Raw genomic sequence first — 18,494 nt, 5'->3', positions numbered from 1 at the left:
ATTATTTGGATAATAAAATTTACTTAAATTAATTTTTTATGGTTTTTAGCCAAAAAAAATATTCTTTCTATTTCTACATTATAACGATTTCGTTAGCGGTACCGAAAATCCTTTTCACGCTTAGGCCGGAAGTAAATTTATTTACCGAAGAAGCACAATATTGGCTTTGGTCCCAGAACATGGCTTGGCATTATTATTCCAAACCTCCGTTGGTAGCTGTATTAAACTTTATAAGTACCTTTTTACTTGGCAATACAGAAATGGCAGTTCGAATAAATGCGATATTGAGTGGCGTTGGGATTGCTTGGGTCACCTATTTATTTGGATCCTATTTGTACTCAAAGAAAGTAGGTTTTTGGGCAGCTTTGATTGTTCAATCCATGCCTGTATGGTGGCTGGCCTCCACCTTCCATATGACAGATTCTTCTCTAACCCTGTTTTGGACATTAAGTATTTATCTTTGCTACAGAGGAGTTAAGGAAAATAGCACCAAATGGTGGCTACTCGCCGGGCTAGCAACTGCAATGGGGATAATGGCAAAAGTTGTCATAATGTTGATATTCCCTGTTTTGATTATTTACCTAATTTACCTTGGAAAATTTAATGTCCATAAGGAAAATTTTTTGAAATTCATTTTGGTGAGTTTATTGGGATTCATTCCTGCATTGATTTGGAACTGGCAAAATAACTTTGATACCTTCAGACATTTATTAGCCTTATCAGGTACAGATGGTATAAATAATCTTCCTACCAACTTATCCATCGCTAGTAGAAGTTTTATAGAATTTGTATTAAGTCAAATTGCCGTTGTTTCTTTGTTCTTATTCCCTGCTTGGGTGGCAGCTTTCTGGTATACCATTAAAAACAAAAATGCTGAATCCATCTACCTTATTCTTCCAGGATTATTAGCGTTTTTAACCTTTGCCGGATTAAGCATTTTTAAAGATGCCATGATAAATTGGCCGGCCTTTGCTTACACAGGCTTGGCAATTGTCTTAGCAAAATGGATAGATCGGCAATCTAGACGCTGGAAAAAGATTACTTTCTCCGGGGTTTTCCTCGGTATGTTTATCCCTGTTCTTTTCTTATCACCTGATTATTTGGGATTAAAATCTTCCACCCTAATGACCAAAACAGAGCAGAATTTAATCAAAAGATTGTTGGGACATGAACAACTTGCAGACAGAATTGATTTCTTGACAGATAGCCTATCTATTGAAGCCCCTTTTGTATTTTCTGATTCTTATCACACAGCTTCTGAACTCTCCTTTTACTTGGCCGGAAACCCTCAAACTTATGTTATAAATATGGGAGTACGTAAAAACCAATTTGACCTGTGGAAAGGCATGGATCAATTTTTGGGAAAAGAAAAATTCGGAGTTTTTGTAAGTTGGAATTATGATAGTTTTGAAGACAAAGCGGCTTTTCAAGAAATTATATATGAAGAAACCTTTGTCACCTCCTTTAAAGGTATTCAAAGAAGACCGATAAATATTAAGTTTTGTAGAAACCTAATAGAATACACACCTTCTATTCCTTCTTCTTATTAAAAAATACGCCATTTTTTTCTGGATTTAATTTTACTAAAGAAAAGAAACAATTATCCTGTTATATAACTTATTATAGAAAAATTTACAGAATACACACACAACCACCTTAATAACAGAGTATTAACTCAGTTTTTACAAGCACACCCTCAAATAAGATCGGTTTTTTATACTACAAAATACAAAAAACTGTATTTTGTAGATATTTATATTTATATTAATGTATTTCATACAAATAAAAAATCTTTGTACAGTAATATAACTTTTTACTTAAATAATAATTGGTTTTATAAATTTATCTTTACTACATTTATTCTATCAAAAAAATGAAAACGGAACGAGTTGAATTGAGAAGTTGGTATCCGTAGCGGAAGTTGGTTATTTTTTAATGTAGGGTTTGTCCAGGGTTTTATTAATGATAAAACCCTGGCATTTTTTTTTACCCCAATTCTTATCCTTAAACATGAAATATTATCACTAAATAATTTATTTTACTACGCTATATTTCCTTTGTGAAAAGCAATAAAAAAGGCAGTAAATTATCCCAAATTCCGGACCGGTTCCTTACTTCGTAGAATAAGCTGCTAAACCAAAAATATAATCTTAGATCCTGCCAATTCAAATAATACCGCTCTCCGCTTACAACTCAAACAATAAACTCAGTCAAAATGGCCAATACAGAAGCCAACAATATGATTAATAATTTATGCAATTGAAAGCGATGTTGGGGAGAGCTTTCAAAAAATATGATGGTAGATATATGCAAAAAGCCACCTGCTACCAACCCAAACAAAATGTCTAATGTTTCTCTACCTATCAATGACCGATCAAAGAGAAAATCTGTAGATAGCATACCTAGAGGTGAGGCCAAGGCAAATAGGATCAACAATAAAATTGTATGTGTTTTATTTAGCCGAGACAATAAGACTGCTGCCAAGGCAAAAGCCTCCGGCATCTTATGCATGATCATACCCATGAGGAGGGTTTCACTGCCATGATGGTGTCCTGTAAGCATGGGTTGTTTTGAGAGCAATGTCCCTTCCAGAAATGCATGCAAAAACAAGCCAATCATCAATGTCCATACAGTATTACTAGCACCGTGACCATGATGGTCATGAATATGCCCATGTTCAATTCCCGAGGACATAAAATCAAGCACCTGCTGCAATAAAAAACCAAGCAAAATATACAAGCCCATAAAATAGGCAGACTCTTTATTGGCAAAAAGCTCCGGAAAAATATGCAGGATGGTAATGGCAAACAGATAGGCACCGGCAAATATCAATGCCAGCTTAAAGCTTTTCTCATTCCAACCGGGGACTACGATTGCAACCAATCCTGCTCCCAAGGCAGCAAAAAAAAGTAAAAGTACATACAACATATCTTAACTTGGATTATTTGGGTTATTTAGCCCCAACGGTAGTCAAAAATGGAGCGAGACCATCACTAACGTAGGATTGAATTTGGCCTTGGTCATCATTAAAGATAAGAAAGATCTCTATACCTTCCACCGTTTTTTGTATTTCCTTTGCTCGCTCTAATCCCAAAACCATAAAGGCTGTAGCATAGGCATCGGCTATAATACAATCATCTGCCACCACCGTAGCACTTAACAAACGATGCACTACAGGATAGCCTGTAAATGGACTGATTGTATGAGAATATTTTATACCGTCTTTGACATAAAAATTACGGTAGTTGCCTGAAGTGGCCAAACCTTTGTTTTCAAGAGCAACTATACTATAGATTTCATTGGCCAGGCCTTCTTCATCCGGATGAGACACACCCACTTTCCATAATTCACCTTTGTCATTCACTCCATTTCCTGCCAATTCACCACCTATCTCTACAAGGAAATTTTCTATGCCCATTTCTTTTAAAAAATCGGCAACTACATCAACTCCGTATCCTTTTGCTATGGCACTAAAATCAAGGTAAATATCGGTATTGGACTTCTTAACTCCTTTTTCATCAAAATCTAAGTTCTCAAAGCCTACCTGTTCCAATAACTGTGTCACCCCTAAACTATCTTGCAAGGAGGGACCATCCGGACCAAAACCCCAAGCATTAACCAAGGGTCCAATGGTTGGGTCAAAAGCGCCATCGGTAACTGAAAACACCTCTTTACTGGTTTTTAATACCGGATAAAAATAGTCAGATTCAAAAACAAGAGAATCAAACCTATTGAGTCTACTAAGCTCGGAATCCGGAATATAGGTAGAAAGAGACTGGTTAAAATCAACGAGAATAGAATCAATTTCTTTTTTTAAATTACGCCCTCCTTGGTCTAAATAGACAATCCTATAAGTGGTACCCATGGTCTTTCCACTCAAAACCATTTTGGGATGGGATGTATCTGTAGAAACTGCAGTTTCTTTATTTTGTCTGTAGAGGTAAACCATAAACACCACCAACAGTAACAAAATGCTGTAAATGATATTTTTTTTGGCTGATTTTCGCATAAAACAATGCCAGTTTTAATTTTCCGAAAGTTAATTCTATTTTTTCAATTGCTCATTACTTTTGGTCATTAACCTTAATTCGTGTTTCTGCGGAAACCCTTTAAAACCTGAAAAGCTTCAATGATTTTTCTATATTTGTGGGACATAGAAGGTTCATATGAGAGAAGAATATCTGCGTGGTGATCAGGAAAGCTTAAGCCCTGGAGACAAGGAAATAGAAAAAGCACTAAGACCCCTAAGTTTTGATGATTTCACAGGTCAGAAAAAGACTGTGGAAAACATCCAAATCTTTGTGTTGGCTGCCAAAAAAAGAGGTGAGTCTCTGGACCATGTTTTACTTCATGGACCTCCCGGCCTTGGAAAGACCACCTTGAGTCATATCATCGCCAATGAATTGGAATCTACGCTAAAGATCACCTCCGGACCGGTTTTGGACAAGCCTTCAGATCTCGCCGGATTGCTCACTAACCTTGAGGAAGGGGATGTGTTGTTTATAGATGAAATCCATCGATTGAATCCAATTGTAGAAGAATACCTTTATTCTGCCATGGAGGATTTCCGTATCGACATCATGCTTGATTCAGGCCCCAATGCTAGAACGGTACAAATAAATTTAAACCCATTTACGCTTGTAGGAGCCACCACAAGATCCGGTTTACTTACCTCTCCTTTAAGGGCACGTTTTGGCATCAATGCCCGGCTTGAATATTACGATGCGCATTTATTGTCAACCATTGTTACCCGGTCAGCGGCCATTTTGGGAACCCCCTTGGATCCTGAAGCAGCCTTTGAAATTGCCAGAAGAAGCCGAGGCACCCCGAGAATTGCCAACACCCTATTGCGACGAACCAGAGATTTTGCAGAGATAAAAGGCGATGGAAGGATTACGTTAAAAATTGCTGAAATGGCCCTTAATGCTTTGGATGTGGATCAGAATGGCCTAGATGAAATGGACAACAGAATCTTACTTACCATCATCAATAAATTTGCAGGGGGTCCTGTGGGTATTTCTACCATTGCCACAGCTTGTGGGGAAGAAGCTGAAACCATAGAAGAGGTCTATGAACCTTTTCTAATAAAAGAGGGCTACCTCAAAAGAACCAGTCGAGGCCGAACAGCCACCGACCTTGCCTATACCCATCTTAAAATAAAACCGAAGCCCGGGGGACAGTCAGGTAATTTATTTGAAAGCTAGGGTCATGACACAATAATTAATTACCACAAGCATTGAGTACAATTGAAAAGCATACACAAATAGTCAAAAAAACAGCATCAAAACTCGGTTTTGACTATTGTGGAATTGCTGAAGCTACTTTTTTAGAAGAGGAGGCCCCAAAGCTGGAAAATTGGTTGAACAAAAATTACCATGGAAAAATGGCCTATATGGCCAACCATTTTGACAAAAGACTAGATCCAAGAAAACTAGTGGAAGGTGCAAAATCTGTAGTAAGCTTAATGTTTAACTATTACCCACAGCACACATTGGATGAAAGCAGGGATTCGCTCAAAATTGCAAAATATGCTTATGGGGAAGATTATCACTTTGTGATTAAGGACAAATTGAAGGAATTCTTAAAATGCTTACAGGAAGAGATTGGTGAGGTAAATGGAAGGGTGTTTGTAGACAGCGCACCTGTGATGGAAAGACAATGGGCCGTAAAGGCAGGTTTAGGCTGGAAAGGAAAAAACAGCTTACTGCTAAACAAATCCTCAGGTAGTTTTTTCTTTTTAGCGGAGCTAATCATCGATTTACCTTTGATCTATGACAATCCATCCACTAAAGATTTTTGCGGAACTTGCACCAGATGCCTAGATGCTTGCCCAACAGATGCTATCCTTCAAGACAATTTAATCGATGGTTCCAAATGCATATCTTACTTGACCATAGAACTCAAAGAGGCTATTCCTGAAGATTTTAAAGGAAAGATGGAGAATTGGGTATTCGGTTGTGACATTTGCCAAGACGTATGTCCTTGGAATAGATTTTCAAAACCGCACCAAGAAGAAGCATTTCTTCCTCATCCTGATTTAGAAAAATCAGCATGGGAAGAAATGACAAAAGAAACTTTTAATAAGGTATTTAAGCGCTCAGCTTTAAAAAGAACCAAATGGGAAGGTTTCCAAAGGAACATTCACTTTGTCAAAAAGAAATCCTCTTAAAACTCAACATTCGTAAAAACCCCATCAGTTACAATAATATCTGTATCATTGTCCTCATCATAAGCCACAAAAGAAAACACTCCGGAAATCAATTCATTTTCCTTGTCGAGCTTCGTTATTTCTACGTCAATTGTGCCAACAAACAAAGTAATTCCACCTAATTCAGTATCGCCATCCAGAGATACTTTGGCCACCACACCGGCAGCACCTGAAGGATCTCCACTTGAAAGGTTTTCCTGAGTAAAGCCAACAAATTGACTCCCTTCCATTAGACTTGGATAATCATCTCCTTGTAGAGATAATGTAATCGTTGTCAAATAACTTTGGCCAAAATCTAAGCCGGAAATGCTTATTTCAAATACATCTCCATTTAAATCTAAATCCCCCTCAACTTCATCAAGTTGGATAAGGGTGTCATCAGATTCCACCGCGCTAAAGGCCTCCCCATTAATTTTTGCAGTCATAATCTGAGCTTCGGAATCATCCATGTCATCTTCATCCTCAAAAACCTCTGAAAGATCACAACTACTAAAAATCATCAATAACATTGCAAATAAAAGGTATGGGTATTTTTTCTGTAATTTCATATCGTATAAAATAGTTGGCACAAAGAATAGACACTTAAGTTCATTAAATTAAGAAGGATTATAAATCTAAATAATAATTAAATATCATGACATAAACCCCTAATATTTATTTTCATCAATCTTTTATCCCCTCACAATTATCAAATATTAATGAATGACCAAAACAATCAAGCTAGATGCTCAGGTAGCAAAAGAATTCATTGAAAAATTTCTGCCAATTCATCTAAATTCAGTAAGTAAAACAATTCGGGTTATATTTAGAAGGAACATAAATGCTACATATTTATTTATTACTTTTTCAGAGTTATATAATATTAATATGATGTTATATTTTTATTATTTAATTGCAATTAAATACTATTCCTTAAACTTATATTGAGAATTTTTGATTAAAGAAAAAACCCTAACTTTCTAAGAAAAGAAAAATTTTTGATTCCTTAATTAAAGAAATTCTTCAAACCAAACAAGTCCTTAGAAACTGAATAGGGAGGCATTTCAACTTGGAAACCCATTTAATACTTATTTGCCACTGCCAAAAGATTGAGACATTGGACTACAAACTACACACCCAGCACAAGCTTAGGCACCAAAGTCTCTTTTTGACATGAATACATAAAATGACTACGCTTATAAATTAAGAAATTAAATTTCATGAATGAACTAGTTTAATATTTCTCAAACAATGCCCATTATATAGATTTTTTGATATCTTTATAATCCAAATCTTTAATAAATCTATATTATGAAAAAAATTATCGCATTCCTTGTCCCGTTTTTAATAACGGGAATCTCCTTTGGAGAAGAAATTAAACCTGATGTTTTGGACTTCAATTCGGCACTTATTGAAGCTCAATTTTCAGATCTTGATCAATTGGAAGAATATGTTCTTTCCAATGAAGGGGTTACTTTGAAAGAAGTGATTGCTCAGAACAATGGTTTGAATGTAAACCTAGATGCAGACATGTTGAACAACTTTGCAGTCAATGCAGGTGACCACCCAGTGGCCGGCATACCATCCTTCTTATGGGGTTGTGTATTGGGGCCAATTGGTATTGCTATTGTACATTTAGATGCTGAAGACAAGGATCAAACTAGAAAAGCAATTTGGGGTTGCGTAGCCTTAGGTGGTGTTTACGCCCTTTTAGTAGCTGCGTCTTATATATTTGCTTTTTCTGCTTATCCATTTTAATGCGTTTTCTTCTGAAAAAACCTATACTAATACTACTGATATTTACACTGTTGCCCGAAATTAATTTTGGGCAACAGTTTTTTAGAATAAGTGCGGACTTTTCAATCAAGGAAAAAATTTCAGATGGAACGTCCAGATTAATTATGGGGAAGGTCTATTATGATCTCTCGGCAGAGAAAATAATCTATGACATCTCCTTTCCTGAACCGGAAACTTGGGTGTTGAAAGACACTACCCTATATCGATTCCAATCCAGTGAATTATTGGGCAAAACATCTTCATTTGTAATTCCTAACTCTTCCTTCTTTCACTTTACCTTGTCTGGACAATTGGCAAATTTCGGGCTGAAAAACAGTGGTTATACCATAATAGATGTTGCCAAAAAAGAAGAACAAATTTTAACCACTTGGGAGCCTCAGGAAGAAAGAGTAAAAAGTTCTTTGGGTAAGGTTGTCATGTCTAATTTGGACAAAAAATTACAAGCCATAGTTTTTTACAACCCTGATAACGATTTGTTGAGCAAACAATTTTACAAAAATTACATTAACGTATCAGGTTGTGAAGTCCCAACAGAAATTACCCAAATAAATTATCACGAAAAGGGCCAAAATTACCAAGTCACTTCTTATAAAAATGTGGTTATCAATGAAAAAGGAAATGAAATTATTTACGATTACAAGCTTCCTGATCTGTAGTTTTATCGGACTAACCTCCGCTCAATCCAATAATGAAGTGTTGGCATACAAAGATTTGCTTGCTGAAAAAAAGAAGGAAGTTCATTATAAGGCAGCTGAAGAAAACAAAAATGAGATTGAAACAGTTTTCTCGGGATTGTTCAAGGTTTACAAAAATTTCATCTCTTCCCAAGATGGGTCAAATTGCGTGTTCTACCCCTCATGTTCAGAATACGGCTTATTGGCAGTAAAAAAATATGGGGTATTGCTAGGGACAGCGAATACAATGGATAGGTTGACAAGGTGCAACGGTTTAAGCCCTGAAAAATATGCTTGGACAGAAGACCGAACCTTAATGATAGACGAATTGAAATGAAGTATTTGTTAGCAGTAATCGTACTGCCTTTGTTTGCACTTACCGGATATAGTCAAAATTTGTACGATTTCGATAATTCTGCAGCTTTTGCAAGTTACCTGAGACAAACGAATCAATTCAACCTTGCAATCCCTGAATATGAAAGACTTGTATACATGAAGCCGGGCAATTTGTCTTTAGAAAAAGACCTTTTGACTGTTTATTGGGAAGCAGAATTGTGGGAAACGGGAATAAACAGGGCTTTAAATCTTTACCCGAATGAAAATACCGTGCCGAGTGAACTGGCTTTTGAATACTTGGCTTTGCTATTTAAGAACAAGCAGTTCAATGAAGCAAAATCCTTTTCAGAAAACAATACCAACCTTCAAGCCCAAGAGCGATACTTTTATTCGGGAACTTCTGATGCCCTGAGATATGAATGGAAATCTGCCTATGAAAGCTACAGCCTTCTTGAAAACAATAATTTTCAGTCTGCCCAAAAATACATGGCAATTTCTAAGCAAGCGCTAGATGAAAAAAGAAAAAGCCCGGCACTGGCAGCAGTGATGTCCACTATCATTCCCGGTTCAGGAAAAATTTATACCGGAGATTGGAAGGATGGTTTAGTAGCACTTCTTTTCGTTGGCACCACTGCATGGCAAGCTCAAAGAGCCTTCCAAAAACAAGGTGTTGAAAGTGTTAGAGGGTGGATTTTTGCCTCTATCTCTTTTGGCTTCCATATTGGTAATGTTTTTGGATCACACAAGTCTGCAAAATTGATTAATCTTAAAAAGGATGAATTCCATCAAAATAAAATCGAGCACCTCTTTTATTCTAATTTTTAGCTTTTTTTGTCTTGCACCGATTTTAAGCTATGCGCAATCCATTCATCAAACATTTGATTTTGGACGGCAGCTCATGCAGTTGAATCAACCTGAAAAAGCAATTGCAGCCTTTCAGCGCGTACTGTTTTTTGGGGATGAAGATTTTCAACAAAAAGTATTTCCAAATATTGCTGACTGTTATTTTTTACTGGGTGATTATTCCGCGGCGGCTAGGTATTATGATCTCGCCTACTTTGCAGCAGCAACTGATACGGCCAAAACAGATTTTACCTTTAAAAAAATTGAAAGCCTCATTCGAGAAAAATCATTTCTCTTCGCCAAAGTAGAGATATTAAACTTATCTGATAAATTGCCTCCCCCTTTGGCAAAGAAGAAAAACCTTTACGAGGGCATAATTTACTATGGTTTAGGTGAATATGAGTCCTCAAAAGAAAGTTTTCTAGCCATTGTCTCGGATGAAAATCAGAAAGAGGCAGTGTTGGAGTCCTTTTCTAAACTTAAAAGGTGGAAAAGATAAACCCCAAGAAAGCCAGGGTGATGAGTATGATTATTCCAGGTTTGGGGCAGTTTTATGCCGGAGATGTAAAAAATGGAATAAACTCATTGGTCTTAAATGGGGGCTTTGCTTACCTTACCCTACAGACCATGTTCAATTATTCTCTATGGGACGCTGCTATTTCCATATTGCCTTGGTACCAAAGGTATCATATGGGTGGGTACAATCGCGCAGAAGAAGCTGCCTATGAAAAAATTCGAGACAAGACGGCAGAAATTTTTGAGGAAATTATTGTGACGGTGGCTTCGGCTCAATCCAGCACCCGAAACAAATAAGATAAAGAAAACTCCAATTGGGTAAAATTCAGGTCAAAGATTCTTTCTTGGGCTTCGGGATTTCCGAATTCATATGAATACCTTACTTCTCCCTGAATGGTGTGGTTACCAAACAACTTAGACAAACCTACCCCTGCAGTAAGTCCATACATTAATTTTCTAGGCCTATCCCCCTCTTGGCCGTAGGTGGGTATTACGAGCTCACCTTCTATCACCCTTAGCTCATCATCTACATTCAATAAATAACCCAAATGTGGTCCTATCTTAATATGAAAGCGACCAGAATTGCCCAAGTAAAAATTAGATAAAATAGGAACCTTCAAATAATCAAAACTAGTTTTATTACCGGTATTGATGGTATCTGTAGCTGCATAGCCGGTAGTCAAAAACTGAAATTCTATTTGTCCTCCCGCATTTTTCTCAAAAAATTGTTCAATCACCAAGGAATAACTTGGTGCCTTAAAACCAGTAACATCTCTGGGATAAGTCCCCAGAGATGTCCTGTATGTAGCACTTGACTGTGTATACCCGGCTTTTATACCAATACTTGTCTGGGCTACTAATTCCCCAGAAAAAATGCTCACAAGAAATAATAGTATAAAGGAAGGTTTCATAAGGTGTTAATTGATATGCTGACTCAAATTTAATGGGTCAATAACCTATTTTTTCTTCTCTTCTATATCTTCTTCCCTATCTCTCAATTTCTTGTCATCCACATTTTTGTTCAAAAACGCATTGATTTTATCAATAGAAAATGAGCTTGAAATTTCTCCAAATGAATTAATATTCATTTTGAAGCCTTCCAATTCTTCATTTACTTTTGGAATATCTTTCTTTTTTGAATTTTTTGCCATGACCCAAGGGGTTTAAGTATGTTTCGTGCCAGTTAAGAGGCCTTTATATTCTTTAACGCAAAATCTATTCTTAAGATTAGTTCTTCTTTACCTAATATTTCAAATATCTGCATAAGGTCAGGTCCTGCGCCTACTCCGGTAATGGCAAGTCTAACCGCTTGCATTATTTTACCTAACTTAATTTCTTTTTCCTCCGCAGTTTCTCCCAACATGGTTCTGGCCATATCGGCGGTAAGTTCTGTAGAAATAGCCTCAAGTTTATCCCTAAAAGCACTTAGCACAATCACTACATTCTCATTCCACTTTTTATCCACGATGCGATCATCAAACTCCTTTGGTGCAAACACCATGAATCGACCTTCTTTCCAAAGATCCGCAGGGAAAGTAGCCCTTTCTTTCATTAGAGAAACTATCTTTTCAGCCTTTTCCTTACTTACTGTAACATTTTCCTTTGCAAGATCTGCCAATAAATAATCAGACAATTCTGCGTTACTCTTCTTTCTAAGGTACTGTTCATTGTACCATTTAGCCTTATTTATATCAAATTTAGTGCCTGACTTACCTATCCGCTCTATGGAAAAAGCTTCAATCAATTCCTCCACCGTAAACATTTCTCGTTGGTCTCCAGGGTTCCAACCCAAAAAGGCAAGGAAATTTAAGAAGGCATCGGCCAAATAACCTGCTTCTTTAAATCCGTCTACCAACTCTCCATTTTCAGGACTTGTCCAGTTTAATGGAAAAATTGGGAAACCATGTTTCTCAGCATCTCGCTTAGACAGTTTGCCATTGCCATCAGGCTTCAGTAATAATGGAAGGTGAGCAAATTGGGGCATAGAATCTTCCCAGCCCAAGAATTTATACAACAAAACATGAAGTGGAGCAGAAGGAAGCCATTCTTCACCACGGATTACATGTGTTATTCCCATTAAATGATCATCTACAATATTGGCCAAGTGATAGGTAGGCATGCCATCTGATTTCATCAGCACTTTGTCATCCAAAGAGTTGGAATGCACCATTACCCAGCCACGAACCATATCATTTAACCTAACCTCTTCTTTCCTCGGTATCTTGATACGTATCACATAAGGATCACCTGATTCCAAACGCGCTTTTACCTCATCCGCAGGCAAAGTAAGAGAGTTCTTCATCTGAGTTCTAGTGATGGAATTGTATTGCGGAGATACCACCCTTGCAGCAGTAAGGCGCTTTCTCATTTCATCCAGTTCCTCAGGAGTATCAAATGCATAATATGCATGGCCTTGATCCAATAAGTATTGGGCATATTCCATGTACATTGGCTTGCGCTCAGATTGCCTGTAAGGCCCCACCTCTCCCGGCTTCCATGGACTTTCATCAGGAGTAATTCCTATCCATTCCAAAGAATTTTTTATGTATTCTTCAGCTCCCGGCACATACCTGTTTTGATCAGTGTCTTCAATCCTTAACAAAAATTTCCCGCCATTCTTTTTGGCAAAAAGATAATTGTACAATGCAGTTCTTACACCGCCTATATGTAAAGCTCCCGTAGGTGATGGAGCAAATCTAACGCGTACTTCCTTACTCATAAAACAGCAATAAATTTCAATTTAAGTGGGCAAAGATAATCAATAATTAACGAAATTGACTGAATCTAGCCCAAAGTATTGCCAATGTTAGGCATATCCAAAACTATAAAACAATGTTCTATGTTTAAATAGCTAATTATGCCAAAAAGTGTATCCCATAATGATCCCTCCCAAGCAGAAATGTTCCGCCTTCTTAAAATTTTTGGCCTAGCATCCCTAGCCTTGGTACTAATCCTTTCATTCTTCGATGGGCACAGGGCTAATAATTCAGGAGAAGACCCTACTTTTACGATAAAAGATGCAGGTCTTTTGTTCTTCTATAATGTCAGAAGAATTGATTATCATACCAGCAGGTTGCCTGAAACCAAGCTGGTAATTTATACCCATAAATCCTTTAATAAAGACAGCACCCTTAACACCTTGCTTTTGGACATCATTGTCAATAAAAATAATCAAACAGCCTTTCTGTTCTTAAACCCTCAGGGAAATTACATGAACAGGAAAATGCTATTAAGAAATGTGGAGAGTCAAAAACAAGATTCCTTGACCGTGTCACCAAGTTCAGCCAATAGGCATAGCCACTTGGAAAATGCAAAAACAATTGGCCTTTGGCTCCAAGAAGAATCCGGTAATGTAGAAGTATTATCAGAAAATAAATGGATCCCCCTATTTGAAGGAAAAAAAGAAGAACAGGCATTTTTGCATACCCTAAATGACTTTCTAAAAATCACCGGAAAACATTGATTTTGTTATAAAGTGTAATAACCCCTATTATAAGCCTAACAATTAGTCTTTTACTCATGTATTGCGAATGGCAACAATTTTTGTTAATTTAAATAACTTTTTTGACAGAAAGACCTATCTATTGACCCAAATTGACGACCTATGGAATTAAAAAGAATCGACAATATCTGGCATTTCTTTGCAACACAGAATCAATTGTTTCTGAAAAAAGAAATTGATACACGCGTACTTTATGTATTTAAAAAAAATAAGATCAAACTTTTACATGCCTTCAACCCAAGCTTTACGGCACATTCAAATTTAAGTATTGGTCCTGAAAACTTTGAAATGGCAGTGGAAACCTATGCTGCCAGCCAAAAAAGATTTGGTCTCCCTTCTCCTGTAAACCTACAACAACGAATATTTTTCCCTAAGGAATTACTTGTCTTATCGTCCAGATTTTCTTTTGTAGTAGAAAAAGATCGATTTAAAAACATAAGGGTTACATTAGAACCTTTTATTCCAAAAACTATCAAAGACACCAGCTCCCCAATTAACCTTATTTGCGAAACCCTTTGGTCCTTCAGGTACTTTTCAAATACCATCAAAAACTAAGGCGAGAAGGCTATTTTTAATAAAATTCAAGAAAAATAAAATATTACCAAAGGATACTTTTTAACTTTGAGCATGAACAATACCATAGAAGAAAATAGCTTTCCAATATTTACGATGGCCAACCGAGGTATTCTGCTTTTGTGCGGGATTTATACCATTGCATGGGCCGGACTTTTTAAATGGTTTGGTCCTGCTTTATTTTCTTGGCTAGCCATGCAAAGTGATTTGGACACCATGATGACTACGGGATGGTATGGAACAATAGGTATCATTTCCGGTGTGCTCCTCTTTCTTTCCGCTTTTTATCCTGTAAGCTGGATTTATCTCATAGCAATTGGACTTACCGGAAAACTTATTTCTATCATTTCTTTTTTATTGGTCTATATGCCAAATTTGGAATGGAACAAAAGAATTGGATTTCACTTAATATTCAATGAGACGCTTTTCTTCATCCTGATAGCGGCCATGCTCTGGAAATCCTGGGAAGTAAAAAAGTATTTGGCAACGCTCCCTGATTAAGTGGGTAATTTGAGCTATTTGCAATCACTATTTCTCTATAGTATCAAGCCGAAAGGATTGGATTAATTGAATCAAAAAACCAACCCTATTGGATTGGCCCTAACTATAGAATAAGGATTAACAAAAGAATAATAATTATGGCGCCGGTTGAAATATAAACTCCTCCCCCTAAACCTTTTGACTCCTTATTTATATCTCTTAATTCTTTTCGTACTTCCTTTCTTTCACTTTTTTCCATAGAATTAAAATCCATGGCTTTGATTTCCAAAAAGCGATTTTCCAACTGATCCAATCTTGCTTGGTCTTCAGGACTTAACTCTTTTTTGTTTGGTTCGGGACCATCCTCTTTGGCCATTGCAGAGGGAACAAGAGAGACAAAGAGCATCAATACGGACAAGGAATAGGCTAGTTTTTTCATTTTAATAAATTTGGATTAAACATTAACTTTTCATTCAGGTCAAACTATGTTAAGCCGATGAAAAATATTTTAATACCAATAATCTTACCAATTTCGGAAAAAGTACCAGCCGATGCTTTAGCTCTTAATAACATCCATATTGAAAAACCCATATTATTTAAACTTTTGCAGCATTATTCAGGTGCAATTCCACTTCTAATGACAAACTGCTCAAGTGCATACAAGTCTATTGGGGAATCCGGCTCAAAATTCATTAACTTGGATTAAAATTGTTGGTATATTTGCTCTCCTTACAAAGCGCGAAAAATCAAAAACTTACCTAAAAATGGCTAAAGGCGATAAAAAATTATTCTTACTGGATGCTATGGCTCTGATCTACAGGGCACATTTTGCTTTCAGCAAAAATCCGAGAATCAATAGCAAAGGGTTAAACACAGGAGTCATGTTGGGTTTTACCAACACCTTGTTGGAAATCTTAGAAAAAGAAAAACCCTCTCATATCGCTGTGGTATTTGACACGCCGGCCCCCACCTTTAGACACAAGCAGTTTGAAGCATACAAAGCCAATAGACAAGAGCAACCCGAGGACATCAGCATAGGTATCCCATGGGTAAAACAAATCGTAAAGGCCTTCAACATCCCAACCCTTGAATTGAACGGTTATGAGGCCGATGATATCATAGGCACCCTTGCAAAGCAAGCTGAAAAAAGTTGTTATACCGTTTATATGATGACCCCGGATAAAGATTACGGGCAACTGGTAGACGATCATATTTTCCTTTATAAACCTGCTTTTATGGGCAATGCTGTAGATGTGATGGGCCCCAAAGAGATTTGTGAAAAATGGGACATAGAAAACGTTGATCAGGTAAGAGATATTTTGGGTTTGATGGGTGATGCTGTAGACAATATTCCCGGAATTCCGGGAATTGGAGCCAAAACAGCAGTAAAGCTACTCAAGCAATTTGGAAGCGTAGAGGAGCTGGTTAAGAACACCGACAAATTGAAAGGCAAGCAAAAGGAGAATGTCGAAAATTATGGGGAGCAGGGAATATTGTCTAAGGAGTTGGCTACCATTATTCAAGATGTGCCCATTGAATACCATGCGGACGATTTTACCGTTGAGCCACCGAATGAAGAAAACCTCAAGGCCCTATTTGCAGAACTTGAATTCAAAACTTTGACAAAAAGAGTTTTTGGTGAAGGCGTTAAAAAGTCAAAGGTAAAAGTAGATGAACAATTGGGATTGTTTACAGGGAATGATAACAAGGCAGATACACCTACTGAAATTCCTGAGCAAGCACCTCCTATTGCAGAGACAGAAGCACTGGACACCATATTCAGTCGCCCTCATGATTACCATAAAGTAGAAGGAGAGGCAGCCATAGCCGACTTGGTGGAATACTTATTGAAGCAAAAAGAGATATGCTTTGACACCGAAACCACCTCCCTTAACCCAAACAATGCTGCATTGGTAGGGGTTTCCTTTTCCTATATTAGCTCAGAAGCTTACTATATCCCTTTTCCTAAGGATAGGGATATAGTGGAAACTATATTGGCCCAACTACGACCGGTATTCGAAGCAGAGGATATTTTGAAGATTGGGCAAAACATCAAATATGACATCTTGGTATTGATGAACTATGGTATTGCTGTCAAAGGAAAGCTTTATGATACCATGTTGGCGCATTACCTTATAGAGCCCGAAGGAAAACACTCCATGGACTGGTTGGCGGAGCAATACCTACACTATAAGCCTGTTTCTATAGAAAGCCTAATTGGTAAAAAAGGTAAAAACCAAGGCAATATGGGAGATGTAGATCCGGATGAGGTGGCCCCTTATGCCGCTGAGGATGCAGACATCACCCTCCAATTAAAAACCAAGTTCGATCCAATCATCAAAGAAAACAAACTGGAAAAGCTCTTATTGGAAGTAGAGAGTCCTTTGATCGATGTTTTGGCAGCCATGGAGTTTGAGGGAGTTAAAATTGATACGGAAAGCTTAAAAGAAATGTCCTTATCCTTGGAAAAGGAAAGCAAAGAAATTGAAGCCAAGGTTTATGAAATGGCAGGAGAAACCTTTAACCTTGCTTCCCCTAAACAGCTTGGAGAGGTACTTTTTAACAAACTCAAGTTGGATGCCAAAGCCAAGAAGACCAAAACCGGTCAATACGCTACCGGAGAAGAGGTGCTTAGCAAATTGGCCGGAGAGCATGAAATTGCTCAGGCCATTTTGGACTTCAGGCAGATGGTAAAACTTAAGTCTACTTATGTAGATGCACTTCCTGCTTTAATCAATCCCAAAACCAATAGAATCCACACCACTTACAATCAATTTGTGGCAGCTACTGGTAGACTCTCTTCCATCAACCCAAACCTTCAGAATATCCCTATCCGTACAGAAAGAGGTAGGGAAATACGAAAGGCCTTTGTTCCCAGGGACGAAAACCACCTTATCCTCGCAGCAGATTATAGTCAAATTGAGTTGCGAATAATGGCTGCATTCTCTCAGGATGAATCAATGATAGAAGCATTTAAACAAGGGCGTGACATTCATGCCACCACTGCTGCTAAAATATTCCAAGTTCCGCTTGAAGAAGTTTCCGGAGACATGAGGAGAAAAGCCAAAACGGCCAATTTTGGGATCATTTATGGTATTTCTGCCTTTGGTTTGTCCCAGCGACTTAAGATCCCCAGAGGGGAAGCCAAAGAGATTATAGATGCCTACTTCAAAGAATTCCCCGCTGTAAAGGCTTATATGGACGAATGCATTGAAAAAGCACGAAAAAATGAATACGTCGAAACCATTCTGGGTAGAAGGCGATACTTGAGAGACATCAATAGCAGGAATGCTACCATGAGAGGCTTTGCTGAAAGAAATGCCATCAATGCCCCCATTCAAGGTTCTGCTGCTGACATGATTAAATTGGCCATGATTCACGTGCAAGATTGGATGATTAAGGAAAAATTAAAATCCAAAATGATACTTCAGGTCCATGATGAATTGGTTTTTGATGCGCATAAGGATGAAGTAGACCTTTTGAAAAAAGAAATCCCTCAACTTATGGCCAATGCAATTAAAATTGATGTGCCATTGGAAGTGGAAGTAGGGGTTGGAAAAGATTGGCTGGAAGCGCATTGATTTCA

The 18,494-nt window shown here is 37.5% G+C and carries 21 protein-coding genes; 14 read left to right on the top strand and 7 right to left on the bottom strand.

What is annotated here, in order from left to right:
* Positions 1-38: 38 nt before the first annotated feature.
* Positions 39-1,550, top strand: a complete 1,512-nt coding sequence (locus Q4534_RS15630) for a glycosyltransferase family 39 protein (protein ID WP_303614081.1) — start codon at positions 39-41, stop codon at positions 1,548-1,550.
* 643 nt (positions 1,551-2,193) lie between these two features.
* On the opposite strand, the gene Q4534_RS15625 is transcribed toward Q4534_RS15630, so the two are convergent.
* Both Q4534_RS15625 and Q4534_RS15620 read right to left on the bottom strand, forming a co-directional pair.
* Entirely contained in the window at positions 2,194-2,928 is a 735-nt protein-coding gene (locus Q4534_RS15625) for a ZIP family metal transporter (protein ID WP_303614080.1), read from the bottom strand.
* Between the two features lie 22 nt (positions 2,929-2,950).
* Positions 2,951-4,009 (bottom strand): FAD:protein FMN transferase, encoded by a 1,059-nt coding sequence (locus tag Q4534_RS15620; RefSeq protein WP_303614079.1) that lies wholly within the window; start codon positions 4,007-4,009, stop codon positions 2,951-2,953.
* A gap of 157 nt (positions 4,010-4,166) precedes the next feature.
* Here Q4534_RS15620 and ruvB point away from each other — a divergent pair, with 157 nt between their 5' ends.
* Both ruvB and queG read left to right on the top strand, forming a co-directional pair.
* Complete coding sequence (gene ruvB, locus Q4534_RS15615; RefSeq protein WP_303614078.1) at positions 4,167-5,204, top strand: Holliday junction branch migration DNA helicase RuvB; 1,038 nt, start codon at positions 4,167-4,169, stop codon at positions 5,202-5,204.
* 32 nt (positions 5,205-5,236) lie between these two features.
* A complete protein-coding gene (gene queG, locus Q4534_RS15610; protein WP_303614077.1) occupies positions 5,237-6,169 on the top strand; it encodes a tRNA epoxyqueuosine(34) reductase QueG in 933 nt (310 codons plus the stop codon).
* Here the strand turns inward: queG and Q4534_RS15605 are convergent.
* A complete protein-coding gene (locus Q4534_RS15605; RefSeq protein ID WP_303614076.1) occupies positions 6,166-6,756 on the bottom strand; it encodes a hypothetical protein in 591 nt (196 codons plus the stop codon). The genes queG and Q4534_RS15605 overlap by 4 nt on opposite strands.
* Positions 6,757-7,498: 742 nt before the next feature.
* Here Q4534_RS15605 and Q4534_RS15600 point away from each other — a divergent pair.
* The 6 genes from Q4534_RS15600 to Q4534_RS15575 all read left to right on the top strand — a co-directional run bounded on the left by Q4534_RS15600 (position 7,499) and on the right by Q4534_RS15575 (position 10,650).
* Complete coding sequence (locus Q4534_RS15600) at positions 7,499-7,945, top strand: hypothetical protein (protein ID WP_303614075.1); 447 nt, start codon at positions 7,499-7,501, stop codon at positions 7,943-7,945.
* 143 nt (positions 7,946-8,088) lie between these two features.
* Positions 8,089-8,640: a hypothetical protein gene (locus Q4534_RS15595; RefSeq protein ID WP_303614074.1), complete on the top strand. Its 552-nt coding sequence runs from the start codon at positions 8,089-8,091 to the stop codon at positions 8,638-8,640.
* Positions 8,591-8,995, top strand: coding sequence for a membrane protein insertion efficiency factor YidD (yidD, locus tag Q4534_RS15590; protein WP_303614073.1), 405 nt, complete (start codon positions 8,591-8,593; stop codon positions 8,993-8,995). The genes Q4534_RS15595 and yidD overlap by 50 nt, the downstream gene beginning before the upstream one ends.
* Complete coding sequence (locus Q4534_RS15585) at positions 8,992-9,819, top strand: hypothetical protein (RefSeq protein WP_303614072.1); 828 nt, start codon at positions 8,992-8,994, stop codon at positions 9,817-9,819. The genes yidD and Q4534_RS15585 overlap by 4 nt, the downstream gene beginning before the upstream one ends.
* Positions 9,770-10,336 (top strand): tetratricopeptide repeat protein, encoded by a 567-nt coding sequence (locus tag Q4534_RS15580; protein WP_303614071.1) that lies wholly within the window; start codon positions 9,770-9,772, stop codon positions 10,334-10,336. The genes Q4534_RS15585 and Q4534_RS15580 overlap by 50 nt, the downstream gene beginning before the upstream one ends.
* A complete protein-coding gene (locus Q4534_RS15575) occupies positions 10,324-10,650 on the top strand; it encodes a DUF5683 domain-containing protein (RefSeq protein WP_303614070.1) in 327 nt (108 codons plus the stop codon). Before Q4534_RS15580 ends, Q4534_RS15575 begins: the two co-directional genes overlap by 13 nt.
* Here Q4534_RS15575 and Q4534_RS15570 read toward each other — a convergent pair.
* From Q4534_RS15570 to gltX, 3 genes are read right to left on the bottom strand one after another with little or no spacing between them, the layout of a single operon-like run.
* The gene (locus tag Q4534_RS15570) at positions 10,626-11,264 is read right to left on the bottom strand and encodes an outer membrane beta-barrel protein (protein ID WP_303614069.1); all 639 of its coding nucleotides are present in this window, start codon (positions 11,262-11,264) and stop codon (positions 10,626-10,628) included. The genes Q4534_RS15575 and Q4534_RS15570 overlap by 25 nt on opposite strands.
* A 45-nt stretch (positions 11,265-11,309) precedes the next feature.
* Positions 11,310-11,504 (bottom strand): hypothetical protein, encoded by a 195-nt coding sequence (locus tag Q4534_RS15565; RefSeq protein ID WP_303614068.1) that lies wholly within the window; start codon positions 11,502-11,504, stop codon positions 11,310-11,312.
* 32 nt (positions 11,505-11,536) lie between these two features.
* Positions 11,537-13,072 carry a glutamate--tRNA ligase gene (gltX, locus tag Q4534_RS15560; RefSeq protein WP_303614067.1) on the bottom strand — a complete coding sequence of 512 codons (1,536 nt, stop codon included), beginning with the start codon at positions 13,070-13,072 and terminating at the stop codon, positions 11,537-11,539.
* A gap of 138 nt (positions 13,073-13,210) precedes the next feature.
* Between gltX and Q4534_RS15555 the strand changes: the two genes are divergently transcribed.
* The 3 genes from Q4534_RS15555 to Q4534_RS15545 all read left to right on the top strand — a co-directional run bounded on the left by Q4534_RS15555 (position 13,211) and on the right by Q4534_RS15545 (position 14,929).
* Entirely contained in the window at positions 13,211-13,816 is a 606-nt protein-coding gene (locus Q4534_RS15555; protein WP_303614066.1) for a hypothetical protein, read from the top strand.
* Positions 13,817-13,957: 141 nt separating this feature from the next.
* Positions 13,958-14,410: a hypothetical protein gene (locus Q4534_RS15550; RefSeq protein WP_303614065.1), complete on the top strand. Its 453-nt coding sequence runs from the start codon at positions 13,958-13,960 to the stop codon at positions 14,408-14,410.
* A gap of 72 nt (positions 14,411-14,482) precedes the next feature.
* Entirely contained in the window at positions 14,483-14,929 is a 447-nt protein-coding gene (locus tag Q4534_RS15545) for a hypothetical protein (RefSeq protein ID WP_303614064.1), read from the top strand.
* 103 nt (positions 14,930-15,032) lie between these two features.
* On the opposite strand, the gene Q4534_RS15540 is transcribed toward Q4534_RS15545, so the two are convergent.
* A complete protein-coding gene (locus tag Q4534_RS15540; protein ID WP_303614063.1) occupies positions 15,033-15,347 on the bottom strand; it encodes a hypothetical protein in 315 nt (104 codons plus the stop codon).
* 57 nt (positions 15,348-15,404) lie between these two features.
* Between Q4534_RS15540 and Q4534_RS15535 the strand changes: the two genes are divergently transcribed.
* Together Q4534_RS15535 and polA are read left to right on the top strand one after the other, a co-directional pair.
* Complete coding sequence (locus tag Q4534_RS15535) at positions 15,405-15,614, top strand: hypothetical protein (protein WP_303614062.1); 210 nt, start codon at positions 15,405-15,407, stop codon at positions 15,612-15,614.
* A gap of 58 nt (positions 15,615-15,672) precedes the next feature.
* Positions 15,673-18,489: a DNA polymerase I gene (gene polA / locus Q4534_RS15530; protein WP_303614061.1), complete on the top strand. Its 2,817-nt coding sequence runs from the start codon at positions 15,673-15,675 to the stop codon at positions 18,487-18,489.
* Positions 18,490-18,494: the final 5 nt, after the last annotated feature.

Origin of the sequence: Cyclobacterium sp. 1_MG-2023, from assembly GCF_030546805.1 — a bacterium.
Classification (GTDB): Bacteria; Bacteroidota; Bacteroidia; order Cytophagales; family Cyclobacteriaceae; genus Cyclobacterium.
Note: the sequence above shows the minus strand (reverse complement) of the source record. Positions and strands in the feature narration are given on the sequence as shown.